The 23077-nt window shown below is 71.8% G+C and carries 22 protein-coding genes; 11 read left to right on the forward strand and 11 right to left on the reverse strand.

The features are described from left to right. Positions 1-17: 17 nt before the first annotated feature. The gene (locus OIE47_RS22110) at positions 18-2999 is read left to right on the forward strand and encodes a glycine--tRNA ligase (RefSeq protein ID WP_326556436.1); all 2982 of its coding nucleotides are present in this window, start codon (positions 18-20) and stop codon (positions 2997-2999) included. A gap of 75 nt (positions 3000-3074) precedes the next feature. Then, positions 3075-3629, forward strand: a complete 555-nt coding sequence (locus OIE47_RS22115; RefSeq protein ID WP_326556437.1) for a hypothetical protein — start codon at positions 3075-3077, stop codon at positions 3627-3629. On the opposite strand, the gene OIE47_RS22120 is transcribed toward OIE47_RS22115, so the two are convergent. Beyond that, positions 3577-3900 (reverse strand): nucleotide pyrophosphohydrolase, encoded by a 324-nt coding sequence (locus OIE47_RS22120; protein ID WP_326556438.1) that lies wholly within the window; start codon positions 3898-3900, stop codon positions 3577-3579. The two genes, OIE47_RS22115 and OIE47_RS22120, sit on opposite strands and share 53 nt — an antisense overlap. A gap of 188 nt (positions 3901-4088) precedes the next feature. After that, positions 4089-4343 (reverse strand): hypothetical protein, encoded by a 255-nt coding sequence (locus OIE47_RS22125; RefSeq protein ID WP_326556439.1) that lies wholly within the window; start codon positions 4341-4343, stop codon positions 4089-4091. Between the two features lie 297 nt (positions 4344-4640). Between OIE47_RS22125 and OIE47_RS22130 the strand changes: the two genes are divergently transcribed. Further along, the gene (locus tag OIE47_RS22130; RefSeq protein ID WP_326556440.1) at positions 4641-5543 is read left to right on the forward strand and encodes a helix-turn-helix domain-containing protein; all 903 of its coding nucleotides are present in this window, start codon (positions 4641-4643) and stop codon (positions 5541-5543) included. A gap of 12 nt (positions 5544-5555) precedes the next feature. Here the strand turns inward: OIE47_RS22130 and OIE47_RS22135 are convergent, their stop codons facing one another. Together OIE47_RS22135 and OIE47_RS22140 are read right to left on the reverse strand one after the other, a co-directional pair. Then, positions 5556-7310 carry a hypothetical protein gene (locus tag OIE47_RS22135; RefSeq protein ID WP_326556441.1) on the reverse strand — a complete coding sequence of 585 codons (1755 nt, stop codon included), beginning with the start codon at positions 7308-7310 and terminating at the stop codon, positions 5556-5558. Positions 7311-7478: 168 nt separating this feature from the next. Next, positions 7479-7820: a hypothetical protein gene (locus tag OIE47_RS22140; RefSeq protein ID WP_326556442.1), complete on the reverse strand. Its 342-nt coding sequence runs from the start codon at positions 7818-7820 to the stop codon at positions 7479-7481. A gap of 172 nt (positions 7821-7992) precedes the next feature. Here OIE47_RS22140 and OIE47_RS22145 point away from each other — a divergent pair, with 172 nt between their 5' ends. Genes OIE47_RS22145 through OIE47_RS22155 form a run of 3 tightly spaced genes read left to right on the forward strand, consistent with a single transcriptional unit; the run spans position 7993 to position 9986 of the window. After that, a complete protein-coding gene (locus tag OIE47_RS22145) occupies positions 7993-8211 on the forward strand; it encodes a hypothetical protein (protein WP_326556443.1) in 219 nt (72 codons plus the stop codon). Between the two features lie 12 nt (positions 8212-8223). Beyond that, positions 8224-9381: a sensor histidine kinase gene (locus OIE47_RS22150; protein ID WP_326556444.1), complete on the forward strand. Its 1158-nt coding sequence runs from the start codon at positions 8224-8226 to the stop codon at positions 9379-9381. Continuing rightward, complete coding sequence (locus tag OIE47_RS22155; protein WP_326556445.1) at positions 9378-9986, forward strand: response regulator transcription factor; 609 nt, start codon at positions 9378-9380, stop codon at positions 9984-9986. Before OIE47_RS22150 ends, OIE47_RS22155 begins: the two co-directional genes overlap by 4 nt. 29 nt (positions 9987-10015) lie before the next feature. Here OIE47_RS22155 and OIE47_RS22160 read toward each other — a convergent pair whose 3' ends face one another. The 4 genes from OIE47_RS22160 to OIE47_RS22175 all read right to left on the reverse strand — a co-directional run bounded on the left by OIE47_RS22160 (position 10016) and on the right by OIE47_RS22175 (position 12840). Next, a complete protein-coding gene (locus tag OIE47_RS22160) occupies positions 10016-10333 on the reverse strand; it encodes a carboxymuconolactone decarboxylase family protein (protein ID WP_326556446.1) in 318 nt (105 codons plus the stop codon). A gap of 22 nt (positions 10334-10355) precedes the next feature. Next, a complete protein-coding gene (locus OIE47_RS22165; RefSeq protein ID WP_326556447.1) occupies positions 10356-10889 on the reverse strand; it encodes a hypothetical protein in 534 nt (177 codons plus the stop codon). 116 nt (positions 10890-11005) lie between these two features. Beyond that, positions 11006-11644, reverse strand: a complete 639-nt coding sequence (locus OIE47_RS22170; RefSeq protein ID WP_326556448.1) for a response regulator transcription factor — start codon at positions 11642-11644, stop codon at positions 11006-11008. Next, positions 11641-12840 carry a sensor histidine kinase gene (locus tag OIE47_RS22175; protein ID WP_326556449.1) on the reverse strand — a complete coding sequence of 400 codons (1200 nt, stop codon included), beginning with the start codon at positions 12838-12840 and terminating at the stop codon, positions 11641-11643. The genes OIE47_RS22170 and OIE47_RS22175 overlap by 4 nt, the downstream gene beginning before the upstream one ends. Positions 12841-12988: 148 nt before the next feature. Between OIE47_RS22175 and OIE47_RS22180 the strand changes: the two genes are divergently transcribed. Beyond that, positions 12989-13765: an ABC transporter ATP-binding protein gene (locus OIE47_RS22180; RefSeq protein WP_326556450.1), complete on the forward strand. Its 777-nt coding sequence runs from the start codon at positions 12989-12991 to the stop codon at positions 13763-13765. Next, positions 13762-16326 carry an ABC transporter permease gene (locus OIE47_RS22185; protein WP_326556451.1) on the forward strand — a complete coding sequence of 855 codons (2565 nt, stop codon included), beginning with the start codon at positions 13762-13764 and terminating at the stop codon, positions 16324-16326. The genes OIE47_RS22180 and OIE47_RS22185 overlap by 4 nt, the downstream gene beginning before the upstream one ends. Positions 16327-16530: 204 nt before the next feature. Here the strand turns inward: OIE47_RS22185 and OIE47_RS22190 are convergent, their stop codons facing one another. Then, positions 16531-17487, reverse strand: a complete 957-nt coding sequence (locus OIE47_RS22190) for an SDR family NAD(P)-dependent oxidoreductase (protein ID WP_326556452.1) — start codon at positions 17485-17487, stop codon at positions 16531-16533. Positions 17488-17616: 129 nt separating this feature from the next. On the opposite strand from OIE47_RS22190, the gene OIE47_RS22195 reads away from it, so the two are divergent. Next, on the forward strand, positions 17617-18213 hold the full coding sequence (locus tag OIE47_RS22195; RefSeq protein WP_326556453.1) for a TetR/AcrR family transcriptional regulator: 597 nt from the start codon (positions 17617-17619) through the stop codon (positions 18211-18213). A gap of 9 nt (positions 18214-18222) precedes the next feature. Here OIE47_RS22195 and OIE47_RS22200 read toward each other — a convergent pair whose 3' ends face one another. Next, positions 18223-18915, reverse strand: coding sequence for a L,D-transpeptidase (locus OIE47_RS22200; protein WP_326556454.1), 693 nt, complete (start codon positions 18913-18915; stop codon positions 18223-18225). Positions 18916-19360: 445 nt separating this feature from the next. On the opposite strand from OIE47_RS22200, the gene OIE47_RS22205 reads away from it, so the two are divergent. Next, positions 19361-20989 carry a hypothetical protein gene (locus OIE47_RS22205; RefSeq protein WP_326556455.1) on the forward strand — a complete coding sequence of 543 codons (1629 nt, stop codon included), beginning with the start codon at positions 19361-19363 and terminating at the stop codon, positions 20987-20989. Continuing rightward, positions 20986-22455, forward strand: coding sequence for a ferredoxin (locus OIE47_RS22210; protein WP_326556456.1), 1470 nt, complete (start codon positions 20986-20988; stop codon positions 22453-22455). The genes OIE47_RS22205 and OIE47_RS22210 overlap by 4 nt, the downstream gene beginning before the upstream one ends. A gap of 54 nt (positions 22456-22509) precedes the next feature. Here the strand turns inward: OIE47_RS22210 and OIE47_RS22215 are convergent, their stop codons facing one another. Then, on the reverse strand, positions 22510-23058 hold the full coding sequence (locus OIE47_RS22215) for a hypothetical protein (RefSeq protein ID WP_326556457.1): 549 nt from the start codon (positions 23056-23058) through the stop codon (positions 22510-22512). Positions 23059-23077: the final 19 nt, after the last annotated feature.

The raw sequence follows: 23077 nt of genomic DNA on the forward strand, positions 1-23077 counted from the left end.
CTCGGACGGAGTTTTCCATGCTGACCATGCAAGATGCCCTGGCCCGCCTGACGGCGTACTGGTCGGAGCAGGGCTGCCTCGTGCTCCAACCGATGAACACGGAGGTCGGTGCCGGCACGCTCAACCCGGCGACCTTCCTGCGGGTCCTCGGCCCCGAGCCGTGGCGCACCGTGTACGTCGAGCCGTCGGTCCGCCCGGACGACTCCCGGTACGGTGAAAACCCGAACCGGCTCCAGACGCACACCCAGCTCCAGGTGATCCTGAAGCCGGAACCGGGCAACGCGCAGGAGCTGTACCTGGGCAGCCTGACCGCGCTCGGGATCGACGTGGCCGCGCACGATGTCCGGTTCGTCGAGGACAACTGGACCGCCCCGGCGATGGGCGCCTGGGGGCTGGGCTGGGAGGTCTGGCTCGACGGGCTGGAGATCACCCAGTTCACGTACTTCCAGCAGGCCGGTGGGGTGAACCTCGACCCGCCGTCGGTGGAGATCACGTACGGCATCGAGCGGATCATCATGGCGTTGCAGAACGTACGCCACTTCAAGGACATCGCGTACGCGCCCGGGGTCAGCTACGGCGAGGTCTTCGGCCAGTCCGAGTACGAGATGTCCCGCTACTACCTGGACGACGCGGACGTGGCGGCCAACCGCGAACTCCTCGAGCTGTACGCAGCCGAGGCCCAGCGGATGATCGACGCCGGCCTGCCGGTCCCCGCGCACACGTACGTGCTGAAGTGCTCGCACGCGTTCAACGTGCTCGACTCCCGGGGCGCGGTCTCCACCTCCGAACGGGCCGCCGAGTTCGCCCGGATGCGCCGGATGGCCGGCGAGGTCGCCCGCCTCTGGGCCGCCAGGAGGGAGGAGCTGGGCCACCCGCTGGGCGTGGTCGAGCAGACCCCGCCGGCCGTCGCGCCCACCGCCACCCCGACCGGCGAGACCGGCACCCGCCAGCTCGTCTTCGAGATCGGCACCGAGGAGATGCCCCCGGCCGAGGCGCGTACCGCCCGTGAGCAGGTGCGCCGGGAGCTGACCGAGCGGCTGGCCGCCACCCGGCTGGCGCACGGCACCATCCGCGTACTGGCCAACCCCCGCCGGCTGGTCGCCGTCGTCGACGACGTCGCCGCCCGCGAAGAGGACCACATCCGTACGGTGAAGGGCCCCAAGGCCGCCGCCGCGTTCACCGCCGACGGGCAGCCCACGCCCGCCCTGCTCGGTTTCGCCCGGTCGCAGAAGATCGAGGTCGACGCCCTGGAACGGGTCGAGTTCAACGGCGTCGAGCACCTCGCCGTACTCCGCCCCGAAGCCGGCCGGGAAGCCGCCGACGTCCTCGGTGAGGTGCTGGCCAAGGTGGTGACCGCGCTGCGGTCGGCGAAGAACATGCGCTGGAACGACCCGAACCTGGCCTTCACCCGCCCGGTCCGGTGGCTGCTCGCCCTCTGGGGTGACCAGGTGGTCCCGGTGGCGGTGTCGTCGCTCGTCTCCGACCGGCAGACCCGGGTGCACCGCAACTCGCCCGCACCGACCATCCCGGTCGCCTCGGCCGAAGCCCACCTCGGCATCCTGGCCGACGCCGGCATCGTGGTCGACCCGGACGAGCGTCGCCGGCTCATCGTCGCCGGGGCGGAGCGGCTCGCCACCGAGGCCGGCGGGCGGCTCGACACCGACGCCGAGCGTTCCCTGATCGACCAGATCCTCTACCTGGTGGAGCAGCCGACCCCGCTGCTCGGCCGGTTCGACCCCGACTACCTCCGGCTTCCGGAGGCGATCCTGGTCAACGTGATGCGCAAGCACCAGCGCTACCTGCCGGTGCGCGACGCCGACGGCAAGCTCCTGCCGTACTTCGTGGCGGTCGCGAACGGTGCCGTCGACGCCGACCTGGTCCGGGCGGGCAACGAGGCGGTGCTCCGCGCCCGGTACGAGGACGCCGCCTTCTTCTACCGCGCCGACCTGAAGGTTCCGCTGGTCGGGATGCGGGAGCGGATCAGCCGGCTGACGTTCACCGACAAGCTCGGTTCGATGGCCGACCGCGCCGACCGGATCGCCGAACTGGCCCGCGTACTGGCCGCCGCCCTGGATCTCGACCCGGCCGACGTGGCGACCCTGCACCGGGCCGCCGCGCTGGTGAAGTTCGACCTCGGCTCCCAACTGGTCACCGAGATGACCAGCCTCGCCGGGGTGATGGCCCGCGACTACGCGCTGCACGCGGGGGAGTCCGAGGCGGTTGCCGAGGCCGTCTACGAGGCCGAGTTGCCGCGCGGTGCCGGCGACGCGCTGCCGCAGTCGCTGCCCGGGGCGCTGCTGTCCCTGGCCGATCGGCTGGACCTGATCGCCGGGCTCGCCGCCACGGTCGGGCTGCCGACGGGCAGCAGCGATCCTTTTGCCGTACGCCGGGCGTTCCTCGGTCTGCTGGCCGTGCACCGCGCCCACCCGGAACTCGCCGGTCTGAGCCTGACCGAGGCGCTCGCGTCGGCGGCCCGGCGGCAACCGGTGCCGGTCGAACCGTCGGTGCTCGCCGCGGCGGCCGAGTTCCTGACCCGTCGGCTGGAGCAGTTGCTCACCGAGGAGGGCCAGCCGGTCGACCGGGTACGGGCAGCGCTTCCGCACGCCGAGCGCCCCGGACTGGTCGACCTGCTGCTCGGCCAGATCGACACCCTGGTCAAGGACGAGCAGTTCCGCGCCCTGGTCGAGGCGATCCAGCGGGCCCGCCGGATCGTCCCCGCCGGTACGCCCACCGACTACCGCCCGGAGGCGCTGGTCGAGCCGGCCGAGTTGCGCCTGCACGAGGTCCTGACCGAGGTACGCGCCGCACTCGACCCGCATGCGGACCTGGAGCGCTTCAACGAGGTCGCCGGACGGATCACCGCGCCGGTCAACACGTTCTTCGACGACGTGTTCGTGATGACCGACGACCTCGACCTGCGCGCCGCCCGCCTCGGCCTCCTGGCGACCGTGAGCGCCCTCGGCGCCGACCTGCTCGACTGGGACCACCTGCGGATGTAGCCGACGCTGCCGTTCTGCTCCGCCGTTCCGGCGACCGTGTCCCAGCGGTCGCCGGAACGGGAGCAGAATGGCGCCGTGTCAGACCACACGACCTCAACCCGGCTGATCGCGTCCGCCGCACGGGAGGGCCTGGCGCCGCTCGGGCTGCGCCGCCTCGGCAGGTCACGTAGGTGGTACGACGATCGGGGCTGGTGGGTCATCCACGTCGAGTTCCAGTCGTCCCGTAGCGCGGGCACCTATCTCAACATCGGTGCGATGTGGCTGTGGGTGGACAAGAACTTCTGGACCTTCGACGAGGGGGACCGCCTGTACTGGCGCGACGATGGTTCCTTCACCTACGACCCGCAGTACGGCGAGTCCGGGTGGCTACAGTTTCTCGACTTCCTGAGGGTCGAGCAGTTCTCGCGTGATCTGCCGTCACTGGTCCAGATAGCCGCGCGTCGGGTAACCGAGCTTCTCGCGAGTGATCCTGACGCCCTCCAGGAACGCATCCTGGCCACCATCCACGCGACCCGGCAACGGCTGAAGCTGCCGCCATCGGTGATCACAGCCCCCACCGCCCGACCCGGTGCGGACGTCAGGGGGCTTCCGAGTCCAGGTGCCGCTCGATGCCGTCCGTCATCCGGGTGAACTCGCCGACGAGGTCGACGTCGTACCGGTCGGCGAGGACGAGAACCGCCCACAGGCAGTCGGCCAGCTCGTGGCCGAGCAGGTTGCGGGCATCGGTGATCTCCCGGCGACCGTCGACCGCCATGACGAGCTTGGCGAGGTCACCGACGTCGCCGACGAAGCCCAACGCCAGGTCGCCGGTGCCCCATGGCTCGCGTCCGGCGGCGATGTTGTACCGGTCGTAGAGCGCGGCTATCGCCATCGCGCGTGTCTGTAGAGTCGCCAGGTCCATGCCCGACACCGTAGATCGACACCGGAGCCCGTGGGTACCCGCGAGCAAGCCGTCTTTCAACTGTCGGTGACCGTGGGCGGCGGCAAAGCACTTTGGGGCGTACATCATCGATGATGTGACTACATCGAATTTGATGTAAAGCCTTGACGCATTATGTGGCCGAGGTCGACCGCATGCCGGTCGCGTGGTCAGCTGGAGAGGAACTCGCTCCACCTCGACCACAATGTTCCGATCATGTCACCCGTGCCATTGATGATGTTGGACAGGAAGTTGCCGGCGGAGGTCAGGTTGCCCTTGCTGGCGGCGAGAAGAGGGCTGAACAACACCACAAGGACCAGGCTGACCAGGAACATCGCGCCGCCGACCACGACGATTCCGGCAGAGACGATCAGGTAGATCACTCCGGTGAAGAGTGCCACCGGGATTTTCACGAGCAGGAGCACGAGTCACCCTTTCGACGCGCCCGACAGGTGCGAACAGCAGATCAGACGGACGCGGCGGACAACATCGCCGATCAGGGCCTTGTGCGGCCCATCTGGTCCATTGTGTCCGGTACGAAACAGTCGGCATTCGTGGCCGTCGAGCCGTACGTGCCGATGATGATCTGATTGATCCACGCCGACCCGATCAGGACGGTAAGGGTTATCCGTTTATCCAGGGGCGAAAAGCGGCGGTACGGCGGGGTTTCTGGGGGTGACAGGGCCACCCACCTGGGGGAGAACGGCACTAGCGTGGGTGGCATGGACAGCACGAACGCGCTCGGCGAGTTCCTGCGTGCCCGGCGGGAACTGGTCCGTCCCGAGGATGTCGGGATCAGCCGGGGTGTCGGGATGCGGCGGGTTCCGGGTCTGCGCCGGGAGGAGGTGGCGATGCTCGCCGGCATCAGCTCGGACTACTACCTGCGTCTGGAGCAGGGGCGCGACCGTAACCCCTCGATCCAGGTGCTCGACGCGCTCGCCACGGTGCTGCAACTCGACCCCGAGGCGACCGCGTACATGATCGGGCTGACCGGGGAACGGGCGTCGCACCTGCGCCGGCTGGCCCAGTCGTCGCCCCGCCGACGGACGTCGCCGCAACTGGAGCGGGTGCCGGCGAGCATTCTCCAGCTCATCGACGGCTGGCCCACCAATCCGGCGTACGTCCAGAACAGGTTCTCGGACGTACTCGCGGTCAACTCCCTGGCGGCGGCGCTTTCCCCCAACTACGCCCCGGGGGTGAACCTGCTCTGGGCGGTGTTCCTCGACCCGGCCGAGCGGGACCTGCGTCGGGACTGGGAGGAGGTGACGGAGGAGGGCGTGGCCAACCTGCGTGCACTCGCCGGACCCGACGTCGACGATCCCCGGCTGGTGGAACTCGTCGGAGAGCTGTCCGTACGCAGCGACCGGTTCCGGCGACTGTGGGGGCGCCATGACGTGCAGCCCAAGCGGGGCCGGGTGAGCAGGCTGACCCACCCCCAGGTCGGCGAGATCGACCTGCAGGGCAACAAACTGGCGATCGGTGGTTCCGACGGCCTCATCCTGGTGGTGTTCCACGCCGAACCGGGCAGCCGGAACGCCGAACTGCTGGGCCTGCTGGGCAGTCTCGTCGCCGCTGACCCGGCCCGGATCCGGGACGACCCCGACCGGCAGCCCGTCGACGAGTAGCGCGGCGGTCGCTCACAACCCGTGGACGAGCACCGCGGCCACCACGGGGACCAGCACGGCCCAGCACAGCAGGAGCGCGGCGAAGGGCGGTCGGGGCACCTCGGCCACCGGCGGGGGGACTGTCCCGCCACCGCGTACGGCCTGCTCGCGGGCGTGGCGCAGCGCGTGCCGCAACTGCTCGGCGGTCCGCTCGCCGGACGCTGGCGGCGGGAACCGCATCCACTGTCGCGCCGTGACGGTGAGGGCGTACCCGTTCTCGTCGTCGAGCACGGACACCTCCGAACCGGTGCCGTCCACCCGTAGCTCCGCCGACCAGGTGAGCCGGTGGACCCGCCAGGCCGTGACCATCACCAGTCCGCCGGCGTTCCAGCACAGGTACGCACGCAGGTGGCGCCGCCAGCCGTGGTAGAGCGGAAGCGCCGTCAGGGGTGCCGCGATGGCGAACGCCCCCGGCAGGGACAGGGAATCGAGCAGGAAGAGCGAGTCGAGCGGGCCCGTGATCAGCAGCCCGGCGGGAGCCAACACCGCCACCACGGAAGCCAGCGCCCGGGCCCAGCCGATCAGCGGGTGTGACCGGTGGAACCGCAGGTCGCCGGGGGAGGCACGGCGATCCGCCTCGGTGAGCAGGCTCAGGTCGACCGGTGGTTCGTCGGCCTCGGCCGAGTGTTCACCGGTGACCGGGTGGACCGGGATCTCCTTCAGCGCACGCACCGGGTTCCGGGGCAGCCGTATCCGGCCGTCGACCTCCACCGCGCACCAGTGCCCCGGGCGCGGATCGCCGTACAGGACTGCCTGTTTCGGTGTGGGGTCCGGCTCCGGGTCGCCGGGCGGCTCGGCGTGGATCGCGGGAACGGTTACCAGCGTGGTCCGACCCGGTCCGGGGCCCGGCAGGAGGACGAGCACGTTGCCTTCCTCCTCGAGCGCACCGACCGCCCGTACGGGCTGCGCCTCGCCGAACAGCCGGCGCAGCGCGGTGTTGCGCTCGACCGTACGCATCGCCAGGGCGGTGCCGAAGGCCGCGACGATCGCCGCGAGGGTGAGCCACCCGGCGGCGTCGTACGGTTCGCTGACCGGCTGCACCAGGCCGTGACCGTCCACGTAGAACTGCATCGTGCTGCCGACGGGGTAGTCGTCGGCGTCGAGGACGTCCACGTTCGCCTGGCTCCCGTCGGGGAACGCGACCCCTGCCGTGAAGCCGTCGCGATGCTCCCGCACCACCCCGGTCATCACCCGGGCCGCCTGCTGCTGGGCGTCCCTGCGGTCCTGTTCGGCCAGTCCCCACCAGCCCATGCCGATTGCGCCGACAGCGAGCACCGCGATCAGGGCGAGCCAGTGCCGGCCGAGCACCGGCACCCGGGTCGGCCGGGGCACCGGCCGGTGGTCCGACACGGGCACGGTCGACGCGGGGGCGGACCCGGCGACCCACCGGGCCGATCCGGGGAGATACCAGAACAGGGCGGCGTAGCCGAAGACGACGGGGTAGGTCCACCAGGGCATGGTCGGGTCGAGGAAGTCGGCCACCAGGAACGCCACCGTCGCGCCGACCGCGGACCAGGCCGCGGTACGCCAGTGGAGATAGACGACGAGCATCGAGCCGAACAGCAGGCCGAAAAACGTCGAGGCGGACCGGCTCGGCAGACAGGGGTCCGCCACCGAGCACGTGGGTTGCCCGACCTCCCCACCGACGACGATGACACCGATGACGGCGAATCCGGCGAGCGGCACGAGTAGTCGCGGACTTCGCAACCACGACCAGGACGAGAGCATCGAATGATCATGCCGGGCCGGGGCGACCCGGTCGACGGCTGTTCGGCTGACCCGTACCGAGTGGTTTCCCGTACCGGCGACCGGCGGAATGCACGGTCGCCGGCACGGGAACCGGCTCGCCGCCCCGGCGCGACGAACCGGCCTGCCGCCCGCGGTGAGTTTTCGCTCCTATTCGGCGGCGGCGCGTTTCGCCAGGCCGCGCGGCGGAGCCTTCATACCGACCACGATGTCCACGATCTCGATGTAGCGGGCCTTGGCGCCCATCCGGAAATCCGTCGCCGCCGCGTGGATTTCCTCCAGGGTGTCCGCCTCGACCATCGTGACCTGGTCGTAGCGGGCGTCGACACCGCTGCACACGACGTGGGTCAGTAGTTTGGCGTACCTGCCCATGTCCCGCGCATGTCCGGCGGAGACCTCGTGGATGCCGTCCCGGCCCAGGGCGAAATACTCGGGACTGATCTTCATGAACAGGAACGCGACGTACTTGTTCTTTTCCGCTAACTCATGCATGGCACCTTCCCAACCGAAACCTTCGATGGGTAGTTGAGCGATCACCGTGAGTTTATGGTTTGTGACAGATCGTCAGAGAGAACTGTCCGCTGGCCGACTCAACGAACGGTGGCGGTGCTCCCGGCGGTGAAACCGGGCTGCGTCGATCGGGCTGTCGTGGCAGGGTGCGGGCATGGGCGTACCCGAGGGTTTCGCGTACACGACCCGGGCCGGCGGCGTGGTCGTCATCTCCCACCACGGTCGACCGGCGACCACGCTGCGTGGCGGCCGGGCGGCCGACTTCCTGGCCGAGGTCGAGGACGGCGACCCGCAACAGGTGATGGCCCGCTGGACCGGCAACTACCGCCGGGGCAACGAGCGGACCGCCAGGAACCACCCGCGCAACGCCTGACATCCCGTGGCGATGGACGTCGAGATGGCGGGGGCCGACCCGAGACTCCGGCGGGCCTGGTACGCCACCCTGGCCTCGCTCGCCGTCATCCTGCTCAGCAGCCTGGTCATGCCCGGCATCGGCCTGCTCCACGAGACCCGTCCACTGTGGATGATGCTCGGCGCGGTGGGGATCCTCGCCTTCGTCGTCGCCCAGGCCGGAGCGCTCTACGTGGTGGCCACCCCGTGGGTCACCGAACGCCTCCGGCGCCGCCTGCTGGCCGCGTACGCGGTGACGTCGGTCCTCTCCGTACCGCTGGTCGGACCGGTCGGCGGCGGACAGTGGGCGACCTGGGCCTGGATCGGCGGCTCGATCGCCGGCTCGGCGCCCCTGCTGCTGCGTCGACGGGCCGCCGCCGTGGTGACCGTGGCCGCCCTGGTGGTCGCGGCCGGGGTGGCCCGCTGGACCGACGGCCCCGCCTCGCGGGTGGTCGACTACCTGGTCATCACCCTGGTCCTCGCAGTGACCGTTGCCGGGATGAGCATCCTCCAGGTGTGGCTCTGGGACCTGTTGGTGCAGGCCCAGCGGGGACGGGCCGCGCTGGCCCGGCTCGCCGTCACCGAGGAACGGCTGCGCTTCGCCCGCGACGTGCACGACCTGCTCGGACACAACCTCACGGTGATCGCGCTCAAGGCCGAACTGGCGTCCCGGCTCGCACCGGTCGACCCGGAACGGGCCGGTCGGGAGGCCGCGCAGGTGCAACGCCTCGCCGCCGCCGCGCTGACCGAGGTACGCGAGGCCGTACACGGTTACCGGAGCGTGCGGCTGCGGGACCAACTCGCCGCGATCGAGCAGGTGTTCGCCTCGTCCGGGGTGCGGTGCACGGTCAGCCACCCCGACCGGGACCTGCCGCCGGAGACCGCGACCCGGCTCGTCCCGGTGCTGCGGGAGGCGAGCACCAACGTGCTCCGGCACAGCACCGCGACCTGGTGCACCATCGAGATCCGGATCGACCCGCAGGAGGTACGGATGACCGTGGTCAACGACGGTGCCGGTGACGCCGGACCCGACCGGCACAGCTACGGGCTGCGCGGGCTGGCCGACCGGCTCGCGGACGCGGGCGGGGCGCTGCGTACCCGGCGGGACGGGCGGGTGTTCACCCTGGAGGCGACCGTCCGGGCGGTCCCGTGATCCGGGTCCTGCTCGCCGACGACGAGGAACTGATCCGGGTCGCCCTGGCGGCGCTGCTCGGCCTGGAGGGCGACATCGAGGTGGTCGCCCAGGTCGCGGACGGGCGGGAAGCCGTACGGGCGGCGCTCGCCCACCGGCCCGACGTGGCCGTGGTGGACCTGGCGATGCCGTTGCTCGACGGGTTGGGCGTGGCCACCGAGCTGGGTCGGGTGCTGCCGGACTGCGCGGTGGTGATCCTCACCGGGCAGGGGCGGCCCCGGCATCTCCAGGTCGCGTTGACCGCCGGGGCCAAGGCCTTCCTGCCGAAGGGTTCGCCCGGTGGCGCCCTGGCCGACGTGATCCGGCGGGTGCACGGCGGCGGGCGGTACGTCGACCCGGCGCTGGCCGCCGACGCGCTGACCGCACCGGAGTGCCCGCTGACCCCGCGTGAACTGGAGGTCCTGCGTTTGGCCGAGCAGGACACCCCGGTCGCGGTGATCGCCCGGCACACCCACCTGTCGAACGGGACGGTCCGCAACTACCTGGCCGCCGCGGTCGGCAAGCTCGGGGTGACCAGCCGGGCCGAGGCGATCCGGACCGCGTACGAGCACGGCTGGCTGCCGTAGCGCGCGGGCGGGTGCGGTCGCGGTACCGGTCAGGTGGGCAGGGTGCGGGCGGCGATGGCGGAGGCGGAGATGGCGGCGGGAAAGCCGGCGTAGAAGGCGACGTGGGTGAGCAGGGCGGCGATCTCGTCCCGGGTCACCCCGTTGTTGATCGCCCGGTGCAGGTGCTCGGGCAACTCGTCCGGCCGGTACAACGCGGCCAGTACGGCAACCGTGGCGAGACTCCGGTCGCGCGGGCTCAACGCCGGATCGGTCCACACGTTGCTGTAGAGCGGATCGGCGACCAGGGCGGCGATTCCGGGAGTGAAGGAGTTGGCCAGGTCGAAGGTCGACGGGTCGGGCGTACTCATGGTGGTTCCTTCCCCTGGCGGGTCAGCAGGCGGCGAGGGCCCGGCGTTCGATGCTCTTCGCGTACAGCGGGGTTTCTCGGCTGTTGTGGTCGGCCGAGGCGACCTGGCGGGCCGCGGCGGCCTGTTGCAGGGTGAGGCCCTGCCGGTCGATGAAGTCCAGGAACTCGGGGGTGGTCAGGGAGACCACGCTGTTGGTGTACTCGCAGCGTCCCTCGTCGATCGGTTTGACGCTGAGGTCCCAGATGACCCTGATCTTGGTACGCCCACCCGGGCTGTACACGTCGGAGAGCGACACCATCCGGCAGTGGTGCGGACCGGCCGGGTCACCGACGTAGTGCTGGATGACCAGCCCGTCACCGATCTGCTCCACGTTGATCGACATCGCCCGCCCGTCGTCGGTGGTGGTGTAGCCGGCCGCGATGTGGTCCGGCGGGGCGCACCGCTGGTACTCCGCCTCGGGCAGGTTGAACAGCCAGTCGGCGATGTTCACCCGCTCCATCGGTGCGTTGATCACCGCGTGGAACGCGGATTCGCTCAGGATCTGGTCGTCGGGCATCGCGCCCCTCCTCCACCCCGGATGAGCTGGGAGAACGTCCCCAGCGGCTCCCTCGGATGATCCCAGCCGGGCGCCGGGTCGGGTGCCGGATCGCAGGATGCCGGGACGCCGACACGTCAGCCGAGCAGCCGCCGCTCCCACGCCCAGGCCGCGATCTCCACCCGGTTACGGGCACCGAGTTTCATCTGCACGCTGCCGAGATGGGTCTTGACCGTGCCGACCGCGATGAACAGCCGGGCGGCGATCTCGGCGTTGGTCAGCCCCCGCGCGGCGAGCTTCACCACGTCGAGTTCCCTCGGTGACAGGCCGGCGTCGTCGCGGGCCGGCGCCGGGGGACTGAGGTGCTCCAGCAGCCGTACGGTGATCGACGGGCTGATCAGCGCGTCACCGGAGACCGCCGCCCGGACCGCCTCGACCAGCAACGCCGGGCCGGAGTCCTTGAGCAGGAATCCGCAGGCGCCGTTGCGCAGGGCGGTGTGCACGTACTCGTCCAGGTCGAACGTGGTCACCACGACCACCCTGACCGGGTCGGCGACGCCGGGGCCGGCGAGTAGCCGGAGCGCCTCCAGCCCGTCCATCCGGGGCATCCGGATGTCCAGCAGGGCCACGTCCGGCCGCAACCGCCGGGCCAGGGAGACCGCCTCCACGCCGTCGGCGGCCTCGCCGACCAGGGCCATGTCCGGCTGAGCCCCGATGATCATCCCGAAGCCGGTCCGGACCATCGCCTGGTCGTCCGCGATCATCACCCGGATCACCCGGTCACCCCCTGCCGCAGCGGCAGCGCCGCGTCCACCACCCAGCCGCCGTCGATGCCGGGACCGGCGGAGAAGCGCCCGCCGACCGCCCGTACCCGCTCGGTCAGACCGACCAGACCGTACCCGTGGTGTCCGCGCTGGCCGGGCACGCGCTGCGCCGCACCGTCGTCGGTCACCCGGACCAACAACCAGTCCGGCGTACGCCGCAGCGACACGTCCACCAACCGGGCCCCGGACGCGTGCTGGCGTACGTTCGTCAACGCCTCCATGACCACCCGGTAACCGGAGGTGGAGACCTCCACCGGGATGTCCTCCAGGGTCCCGTCGACGTGCAGGCGGGCCACCGGGGTCGGGGCGCTGTTGAACCGGGCCAGCAGCGGCGTCAGGTCCGCCACCCCGGCCAGCGGCGCCAGCGGCGCATCCGGTCCGGCCTGCGGATCGCGCAGGATCCCCACCATCCGCCGCATCGAGGTCATCGTCTCCGCACCGGCCCGCTCGATCTGCTCCAGGGCCATGATCACCCGCTGTGGGTCCTGCTCGGCGATGAACCGGGCACCCTGCGCCTGCACCACGATCCCGGTCACGTGGTGGGCGATGAAGTCGTGCAGGTCGCGGGCGAACTCGGCGCGCTGCTCGGCCCGTACCGTGGCCATCGCCCGCTGCCGCCCGTTGTCCAGCAACCGCAGGTACGTCCCACCCGCGCTGGTGGCGGCGGCGCAGAGGGCCAGGAACAGCCCGGCGATGACGTAACCGCTGCCGGTCGTGCTGCGCATCGGCAGCACGAACAGGGCCGCACCCGTGCCCAGCACCCCGGCCAGCGCCCACCGGGCGGCCCCCCGGCGGGCGACCACGAACAGGACCCCGAGCAGCCCGCAGGTCTCGGCGAAGCCCCAACTCGCGGCGCTGCCCGGAGGGCGATCGGCGATCCTGACCACCAGGGTGAGCACGACGGAGGCGGCGGCGAGCACCAGCGCCGCCCGGGGCAGCCGCCGCGAACCCTGCGGATGCGCGGGCAGCCAGACGATCGCCGTCGCCACCGCCGTCGCCACCCCGAGCAGGGTCAGCACGCTGTTGCTCGACTCCCGCCCCCGGATCAGGCCGACATACAGGTCGAAGAGCCCGAGCAGGGCCATCAGCGCGAGCGCCGCGAGCTGGCCCAGCCGGAACCACACGTGTCCGAGTCGAGGGGTCGTCATCGTGACCCAGCGTAGCCAGCGGGCGGCGGCGGCAGATCGGCCGAAAGTCAGACCCGCCGCCGCCCGAACCCGGCTCCGGACCGATGTGCCACCCGGTGGCCGACGGCGAAGCTTCCTGCGGAGTTGTTGGACAGCCACTGGAGGATCGATGAGTTCCCAGCACCACGCCGCCCCGGTCGCCCCGCCGGACCAGTCCCGGGCCGCCGTGGCCGCGGTCGACCTGGTCAAGGTGTACGGCAGCGGCGACACCGCCGTACGGGCACTCGACGGGGTCACGGTCGGCTTCGGTCGGGCCGAGTTCACCGCCATCATGGGCCCGTCCGGCTCGGGGAAGTCGACCCTGATGCACTGCCTCGCCGGCCTGGACTCGGCCACCTCGGGTCAGGCCCTGCTCGGCGGCACCGACCTGACCCGGCAGTCCGACCGGGCGCTGACCACCGTACGGCGGGAGCGGATCGGGTTCGTCTTCCAGTCGTTCAACCTGCTGCCGCAGCTCACCGCCGCGCAGAACATCACCCTCCCGCTCGACCTCGCCGGCCAGCGCCCCGACCGGGACCTGTACGCCCACCTGGTCGACGTCCTCGGCATCGGCGACCGGCTCAGCCACCGGCCCAGTGAACTCTCCGGCGGCCAGCAGCAGCGGGTCGCCCTGGCCCGTGCCCTGGTGTCCCGCCCCGAGGTGGTCTTCGCCGACGAACCGACCGGGAACCTCGACTCCCGCTCCGGCGCCGAGGTGCTCTCCTTCCTGCGCGACTCCGTACGCGACCTCGGCCAGACGATCGTCATGGTCACCCACGACCCGACCGCCGCCGCGTACGCCGACCGGGCGGTCCTGCTCGCCGACGGGCGGATCGCCGGGGACCTCGCCCGCCCCGACCACGCCTCGGTGACCGAGGCCCTGCACCGGCTGGTGGCGACCCGATGAGGGCCACCGTGCTGCGTACCCAGCTCAGCGGGGTCGCCCGCCGCCCGAGCAGGCTGCTGCTGACCGGGCTGGCCGTACTGGTCGCGTCGTTTGTCGTGTTCGCCGCCGTACTGGCCCAGCAGATCACCTCGCGTACCGTGGAGGCCACCGCCGCCAGCACCCCGGCCGCGACCGACCTCGTGGTCGGCGACCCGGAGGGAACCCCGGTCGGTGTCGACGTGCTCCGCAAACTCCGGGAACTGCCCGGTGTGGCCGAGGCCGCCGGCCGGCTGAACAGCGGACTCGCCCTGGGTGAGTCGGGCAGCGGCTACCTCGGGCTGCACGCCGATCCGGGCACCGGTCCACTCGCGCTGACCCGGATCGTCGAGGGCAGCTACCCGGACGCGGCCAACGAGATCGCGGTCACCCCGCGTACCGCCGAGCGGATGGGGCTGACCGTCGGCACGGTCACCACCACCGCCAGCGGGACACCGACCGGCCCGGTCAAACTGACCGTCACCGGTGTGGTCGAGACCGACAGCGACGGCGGTCAGGACGCGTACGCCCCGGACCTGCTCGCGACCGCGCTCGGCGGTACGGACCTGCTCGGCCAGGTCGACCTGCGCCTCGCCCCCGGCACCTCACCGGCGGCGGTACGCACCCAGGTCGAGGGCATCCTCGCCGCTGTGGCAGAACCGGAGCGCCCGGTGGTGCGTACCGGTGCCCAGGCCCGGACCGCCGAGGCCAAGATGGCGGTGGCCCGGCTCAGCGTGGTCTTCTCCCTGGTCGGCATGTTCATCTCGATCGCCGTGGCCGCCGCCGCCCTGGTCGCGACCTCGACCTTCCGGATCGTCTTCGCCCAGCGGATGCGGCAACTCGCCCTGCTCCGCGCGATCGGGGCCAGCCGGGGCCGGCTCGCCGGGGCGCTCGCCGTCGAGGGCGCACTCACCGGACTCGTCGCCGGTACGGTCGGCGTCACCATCGCCCTCGCCCTCGGCCACGCCCTGCCGGCGGTCCTGCGGGCCTTCGACCTGACCGTGTCGTCGCCGGGCTTCCCGCTGGCCGCCGCGCTCGCGGTGATCGCCGGGGCGACCATCGTCACCCTGGTCGCGGTCCTGGCACCGGCGTTCGGCGCCGCACGGGTCGCCCCGCTGGAGGCCCTGCGGGCCGCGAGCACCACCTCCGGTCGGCGCGACATCGGCGTGCTCCGGCTGGTGGGCGGCCTGTTGCTGGCCGCCGGGGCGGCGCTGCTGGCCGGGCTGGTGGTGACCCGGCTACCCGGCCCGGAGCCGGAGAACTACAACCCGGAAATGCCCCTGCTCATGATCGTCGTCTCCGGCACGCTGGCCTTCTTTGCCCTGGTCACCCTCGGCCCGGTACTCGTCCGGCCGGTGCTGTGGCTGGTCGGCTGGCCGCTGCGCCGGCTCGGTCCGGTCGGGCGGCTGGCGGTCGGCGGCATCGGGGGAGCACCCCGGCGGGCCGCCGCGGTCTCGGTGGTCGTCGCGCTCGGCGTGACCCTGATCGCCGGGGTCCTGGTCGGCGGGGAGTCCATGCGGGTGCTCGGCGAACGGGAACTGGCCGTCAGCGCACCCGCCGACTTCGAGGTGACGGCCGCAGCCGGTACGACCCTGCCGGCCGGAGTGGTCGAGGCGGCACGCGGGCGCGGCGAGATCAGGAACCTGACGCCGTACCGTCGGCTGGACGGGTTGGTGCTGAGCCGTACCGGCGATCCGGCACCGGTCGGCGGTGGCGGGGAGCTGCTCGACGCCACCGACCTCGTCCTGAGCGGGCTGCCGGAGGTGCGCAAACTCGACGTACGGTCGGGTCGGGTCGCCGACCTCGGACCCGGCCGGGTGGTGCTCGCCGGCTACGTCACCTGGGACACCGGCCTGCGCGCCGGTGACGCGATCACCCTGACCCGCGAACAGCGGAAAATCGACGTACGGGTCGCGGCCGTCCTGCCCGGCGCCACCCCGCTGATGTCCGGTGTGGTGCTCGACCCGGCCGACCTCGACCGGCTCGGTGCCCCGGCCGGCTACGCCGGGCTGCTCGCCGACGCGGCACGCTCGGGCGAGGACGGCCGGACCGCAGCCCAGAAGGCGCTGCGACAGGTGACCGAGGGCAGCACCGGGCTCGGCCTGACCGTGCTCGCCGACAAGCGCGACGAGATCAACGGGCTGGTCGACACGTTGCTCGGCATCGCGGTCGGGCTGGTCGGACTGACCGTGCTCATCGCCGTTGTCGGTGTCGGCGCCACCACCGCCCTCTCCGTGGTCGAGCGGGTACGCGAGTCCGGCCTGCTCCGCGCGGTGGGACTGTCCAGGGGCGGGCTGCGTTTCATGCTCACCACCGAGGCGAGCCTCTACGGCCTGATCGGCGCCACGCTCGGTCTCCTGCTCGGCGTCCCGTACGCCTGGCTCTCGATCGAAGCCCTCGGCGCCAACGCCCCGCTGCGTTTCCCCGCCCTACCCCTGGCCGCCCTCTTCCTGGCCCTGGTAGCCCTGACCGCCGTAGCCGGCCTACTCCCGGCCCGCCGCGCCTCCCGAGTAAGCCCCGTAACCGCCCTCGGCACCGACACCTAACCCCTGCCCTCGCCCCGCCCCGCCCCCGCCCCGCCTCGCCCTCGCCTCGCCTCGCCGATCTTGCACTTGTGGTGCCTCGAATTGCGGTACTCGTCCGGGTTTATGAACCACCACAAGTGCAAGATCGTCGCGGGTTCCGGGCGGGGCGGGGCGGGGCGGGTGGGGCGTGGGGGCGTGGGGGCGGGGGTGCGGTGGGGACGGGGGTTAGTGGCCGAGGAGGTGGAGGGTTTCTTTCCAGAGGTGGTTGGCGAGGGTGGGGTCGACGGCGTACGGGGCTACGCCGACCATGCCGGCCGGGTCGGGGGCGGGGATGGCCTCGTTGTTGTCCTCGAAGTAGTGGCCGGTGACGCCCTCGATGTACGGGGAGGCGGCGAGCAGGACCGAGGTGGCGGCGCCCTGTTGCGGGGTCTTCCAGCCCGGCGGGACCTCCAGGCGGTTGCCCTGCTCGTCGACCGCGCCGACGAAGCGCAACTGCGCGTCGTCCAGGTGGCGCTGGAGGTTGGTGACGATCCCGCCGGGGTGGAGTGCGTTGACGGTGATCCCGTCGGCGGCCCACTGCTCGGCCAGGGCGACGGTGAACAGGACCATCGCCGTCTTCGACTGGCCGTACGCGGACCAGCCGTCGTAGGGCCGGGCGGTGTAGTGGATGTCCTCGAAGACGACCGGGGACATCAGGTGCGCCGCCGAGCTGACCACGACGACCCGGGCGGCCGGTGCGGCGGCGAGGGCACCGTGCAGGCCCAGGGTCAGGGCGGCGTGACCGAGGTGGTTGGCGGCGAACTGCGCCTCCCAGCCCTCCGGGGTCCTGGCCAGCTCCGGCAGGGCCATCACCCCGGCGTTGTTGACCAGGATGTCCAGCGGGCCGGTCCAGTCGGCGGTGAACCTGTCGATGGTGGCGCGGTCGGTCAGGTCGAGCCGGGCTACCCGTACGTCGTCGCGTCCGGTGGCCGTACGCAGGTCGGCGGCGGCGCGTTCGCCCGCCTCGGTGTTGCGTACGGCCAGGGTCACCTGGGCACCGGCGGTGGCGAGGGCGAGGGCGGTTTCCAGGCCGATGCCGGAGGCGCCACCGGTGACGACGGCACGCTTGCCGGTCAGGTTGACGCCTTCGATCACCTCGGAGGCGGTCGACCGGGCGTCGAAGGGTGTGGTGATACGGGACATTGCGGACTCCCTGGCTACGACGGGGATATAACGGCGTCGATCGGCTGTTCAATCCATCCGGATGGTTTAAACCATGCCACGGGCCGAGGCCGAGAGTCAACCATCCAGTTGGATTGCTAACATGGGCGGGTGGCGTACAACTCGGCGGCGACCCGCAAGCGACTGCTCGACGCGGCTTTCGAGGAGTTCTCCGAGCGTGGGCTGGCCGGGGCGCGGGTCGACCGGATCGCCGCCGTCGCCTCCGCCAACAAGCAGGCGATCTACGCCTACTTCGGCTCCAAGGACGGTCTCTTCGACGCGATGCTCGAAGACCGGCTCGGCTCGCTGGCCGACGCGGTCCCGTTCCTCCCCGACGACCTGCCCCGGTACGCCGGAACGCTGTTCGACCACCTCGTCGTGAACCCGGAACTCGTTCGCCTGAACCAGTGGAAGTTCCTGGAGCGTGCCGACGTGTCGACGGCCGAGGCCGACTCGTACCGGGACAAGGCGCAGGCGCTGCTCACCGCCGGGCAGGCGCGGGGGACCGACGAGACGACCGCGGTCGACCTGCTCCTGCTCGTCATGAACCTCACCTTCGTCTGGACCACCATCGCCCCCACCGTCCGCGCAATCGGCGGGGCCGACGAGGCGGAACGCCTGCGCCGCCACCGGGCCGCCGTGGTCGCCAGCGCCTCCGCCATCACCTCGGCACTGACCACCTCACCGGTGGCAACCGACGACCAGTAGGGCCTGCGGCTACTGCGTGGTGAGGGGGCCGGGCGTCGCGGCCGGAAGCTTGTCCACCACCACGAGGGTGGTGCCGGGATCGAGTTCGTCGAGCAGTTTGCGCTGCCCGCTGCGGGTGATCCGGATGCAACCGTCGGTGACGTTGGTGCCCAGGTCGTCGTCGTTGTACCAGGTGTGCAGTCCGATGTGGGCGCCGCGCAGGCCGGCCGGCACCGCGTCCGGGTCGTCCGGGACCGCGCCGAGGGCGAACACGTCGGTGTCCGCGTAGACGCGGCCGATCAGGCTGGAGCGGCCGAGCAGGAACGTACGCCCCAGCGGGGTCGGGGTTTCACGGGTGCCGAGGGTGGTGCGCCAGGTCTGGACCGGCTTGTCGTCGCGCAGCCAGGTCAGCTTGTACGTCTTCCGTTCCACGACGAGCAGGTCGCGCAGTGCGACGGTGGTCCAGTTGCCGGGCGGCACCCACGCCACGGTCCGGTTCGCCGAGGGGAGCAGGACGGCGGCCCAGCCGGACCGGCGTTCCACGATGGGCACGGTCAACGGCACCCCGGCGAGCATCGGTGCGAGGAAGGCCCGGGGTCGGCCACCGGGTGCGTCGTACGCGCCGACCCTGGCGGTCGGGCGCAGCCCCTCACCCAGCCGTACGGTCGACATCGGATCCGGGTCCGCCGGGAAACCGCCGGGTGCCGCATCGTAGTCGACCACTGGTAGGTTGGCCGGCGGCGGTATCGCGGTTATCGATGGCTCGGTGCTTGCCGGCGTCGTGCTCGCCGGACCGGCCGAAGCCGGTGTCACCGTCGGATCGGGTGCGACCGGAGGCCGGCTGGCCCGGTCCGGACCGGCACCCGATGTGATCACGAGGGTCAGCGCGACCAGGCCGCCGAGCAGCGCGAGGAGGCCAGCGGAGAGCAGCAGACGCGCACGCGTCCGACTCGGAGCCGGCGGTTCCGAAGGGACAAAAGGCACACAGCAACTGTACGTGGTGAACTCGCCCCATTTGGTAAGTCTCGTCGTTCGGTGGCCGATGGCTCGCTCGGGCCCCGGCACCCGCCCGCCGATCGTGAGAAGAAATCGCGTCAGCCACTCATCCGCTCGACCCGTTCCTACGTATGACGTGACGGAAGAGCTTGGGTGGGAGATCGAGGAGCGTATGGCTCGGATACAGCAGATCCAGCGACCCGCCGGCCCCAGGACCGTCACCAGCCGGGGCGGACCGCCGCGGTCGAAGGGTGCGATCGCGGTGCTCGGCGCCTCCGTACTGGCCGGCGCCTGGGCCCTGGCCATGCTCACCGCCGCGGGCCAGGTCCTCTACGTCTACAGCTACGTCTACCTCGAGTTCTACGCCGGTGTGGTCGCCCTGGTCTCGCTCAGCCTGACCGTGATGGCCGGCCTGCTGGCCACCGACCGGATCGTGCTGCTGGTCCGGCACCGGGTGCTGCTCCAGTCCGCGCACCGGACCACCGGCGTCATCGCGGTCACCACCCTCGGCCTGCACATTCTCACCAAGGTCTCGGGTGGGCGGGCCGCACCGGTCGACGCGATCATTCCGTTCGTCTCGCAGCGCGGGCTCTACGTCGGGCTCGGCACGATCGCCGCGTACCTGATGGCCGCCACCCTCTGGACCGGCCTGATCCGGGCCCGTTTCGTCAACCGGGGCAAGCCGTGGATGTGGCGGGCGCTGCACAGCACCGCGTACGCCTCCTGGCCGATCGCGCTGACCCACGGCCTGAACGCCGGCCGCCAGCCCGCCGCCTGGGTGACCCTGAGCTACCTGCTCTGCGTCTTCCTGGTGATCGTCGCGCTGCTGGTCCGGCTCTCGGTCAGCCTCGGCCGCAAGCGCAAGGACCAGGGCATGACCACCGGCTCGATCAAACCGATCGGCAAGGCCGTACGCGACGGTGCCGAGTCGCGTACCAACCTCGCGGGTTCGACCTTGCGCAGCGACGTACGGGTGAGCTGGGCCGAACCGGAGAGCGCCGGCAACCTGCGGGTGGGCCGGGCCGAGGAGCGGGCGGGGCGCCGGGCGCGTCCCGACCGTACCGCCGCCGAGGGCACTCCCGGCCGCCGGTCGAGCCGTTTTGTCGTACCGGAGGTCCCGCAGCCGGGCACCGTCGGAGCCGAACCTGCCGCGGACGGCCCCCGGTACGGGCGGCGCTGGTCCGCGCGTACGGAAACCGACTCCGCCCCGACCAGCCGCCGCCGCTCCGAGCGGGACATCCAGCGTGACTACGAGCGGGACTACGTCGACAGCGGCCGACCCGAACGCGACACCGGTCGCCGGTCCCGCGACGCCGAGCGCGACGACTACACCACCGACCGCGACTACACCGCCGAGCGTGACGTTGACCGGGACTACACCGCCGACCGCGACTACCGGCCGCGCCGGGGGGCGGAGCCGGAGGTCGAGTTGGACTACCGCCCGCGCCGGCAGGCAGAGGACGAGTCGGACCTGGACTACCGGCCGCGCCGGGGTGCCGACGACGAAGCCGAGGCGGACTACCGCCCGCGCCGGCAGGCGGAGGACGACGCCGATCTCGACTACCGGCCCCGGCGAGGGGCGGACGACGAGGACGCCGACCTGGACTACCGGCCGCGCCGGGGAACGGGCGATCCGGCACCGGTGACCGACGACACCCCGACGCTGGTCAACCTGGACCTGCGGCGGGCGCTGCGGAAGGCCGGCGGGGACGGCTCGGGCCGCTCGGGCAAACGCAAGCGCGGCGCCGGGGACAGCGTGGACGAGGCGTACTGGCGGGAACTGCGGGGTGAGGCCAAGTGAGCAGGGCCACCGTGCCCCCGGTCGCCACCTTCGGCCCGCCCCGACTGACCGCCGGCTTCAGCGAGTACGGCCGGTTGGACCTGCTCGCCCACGAGGACGTACACGGTGAGCTGGAGTGGTTGTCGGTCGACGGGCTGATCAAGCTCGCCGAGGAGATGCAGCTCAAGGGGAAGGGCGGTGCGGGTTTCCCGTTCGCCCGCAAGGTCCGGGCCGTACTCGACTCGGCCCGCAAGCAGGCCCTGGCCCCGGTCGTGGTGGTCAACGCCACCGAGGGTGAGCCGGCGAGCTGGAAGGACAAGGTCCTGCTCACCAGGGCCCCGCACCTGATCCTGGACGGGGCGGCGATGGTCGCGTACGCCCTGGACGCGGACGAGATCGTGATCGGGGTCGCCGACGACGGGATCGGGGAGGCGTCGCTGGCCGCCGCCCTGGCCGAACGGCAGATGCCGGTGCCGACCGGGATCGTCACCGTCCCGCACCGGTTCATCTCCGGCGAGGGCGGCGCGCTGGTCAAGGGGATCAACGGCGAGGCGCACATCCCGCCCGGGGTGAAGAAGCGGGCCAGTGACTCGGGTGTCGCCGGCATGCCGACCCTGCTGTCCAACGCGGAGACGTACGCCCAGCTCGCCATCGCCGCCCGGCTCGGACCGTACGAGTATGCCGCGGTCGGGACCGACGACGAGCCCGGCACCGTGCTGCTCACGGTGACCGGCGCGGCGGCCCGGCCCGCGGTGGTGGAATGCCCCGCCGGTACGCCGCTCGCCGACATCCTCCGGCTCTGCGAGGTGCCCGAGGGGCCGGGTGTGCTGACCGGCGGTTACCACGGCCGGTGGATCACCGCCGAGGCGGCGGCCAAGGCGGTCATCTCCCGCAAGGGGTTCGCCGCGGTCAACGGCACCCTCGGCGCCGGCATCATGATCCCGCTCGGCCAGGACACCTGTCCGCTCGGCGAGGTCGCCCAGGTGGTCCAGTACCTCGCCGGTGAGTCCGCCGGCCAGTGTGGACCGTGCCGGCTCGGCCTGCCGGACCTGGCCCGGTCGGTGGACCTGATCGTCGCCGGCACCGCCGCCGCCGACGTCGTCCGGGCCGCCGCCGGTGCGGTACGCGGACGCGGCGCGTGCAGCCACCCGGACGGCACCTCCCGGTTCGCCACCTCCGCGATGGAGGTCTTCGCCGAGGATCTCGCCGCCCACGCCACCCGGGACGGGTGCGGCCGGCGGGTGAAGGGCGTGCTGGGGCTGCCCGCGAGTCCGGAGACGGTGTCGTCCAGCCGGCTGACGGTGGACTGGTCCCGGTGCGACGGGCACGGGCTCTGCGCCCACGTGGTGCCGGAGTTCATCCGGCTGGACGGCAACGGGTTCCCGTCGTTCCCGCCCACGCCGGTGCCGACCTGGCTCGAAGCCGGTGCCCGCAAGGCGGTACGGATGTGTCCCGCGCTCGCGTTGCGGCTGACCGACCCGAAGTAGTCCGGCCGTGCGGCACCACCCCCGTGGCGGTGCCGCACGTCGCTGGAATCCGGGTCAGCAGTAACGGTTCACGTGATCGGCCATGTTGCGGTACGGCGACACGTCGTTGTCCGTACGAATGCTCGCGCTGACCGAGAACAGGTACGGGTCGCCGCCGTGGCCGGCGGTGGTGTGGTTGAGGTACGAGACCGACCCGATCGAGATGTTGAAGTGCACCGACTCGGTCCGGTCGTGCCAGCCGTAGCTCGCCAGGTCCTGCCAGCCGCAGTCGGACAGCCGCCCGCGCGGGTAGCCGTAGTTGACCCGGTCGTAGAAGCAGAACCAGCCCGATTCGCAGTTCGGGCTGGCCAGGGTGCCGACCGGCGGTTCGAAGGTCAGCACGAACTTGCCACCGGCATAGCTGAGCTCGGTGGGGCCGATCTGCCGGCCGCCCGGATACGCGGCCAGGTGCTTGTCGATGTCGACCTGTACGGCGGTGGATGAGGCGGGGCCGTCCGATGGTCCGGCGGTGGCCGGGGGTGCGGCGGCGATGAGGGCGACGATCGCGATGATCGTGGCCATGACGGTGGCCGATCTGCTCCATTGGCGGGGGGTGGTTGCCATGGCAGCCTCCTCGGGTACG

The sequence above is a fragment of the Micromonospora sp. NBC_01796 genome (assembly GCF_035917455.1).
In the GTDB taxonomy this organism is placed as follows: domain Bacteria; phylum Actinomycetota; class Actinomycetes; order Mycobacteriales; family Micromonosporaceae; genus Micromonospora_G.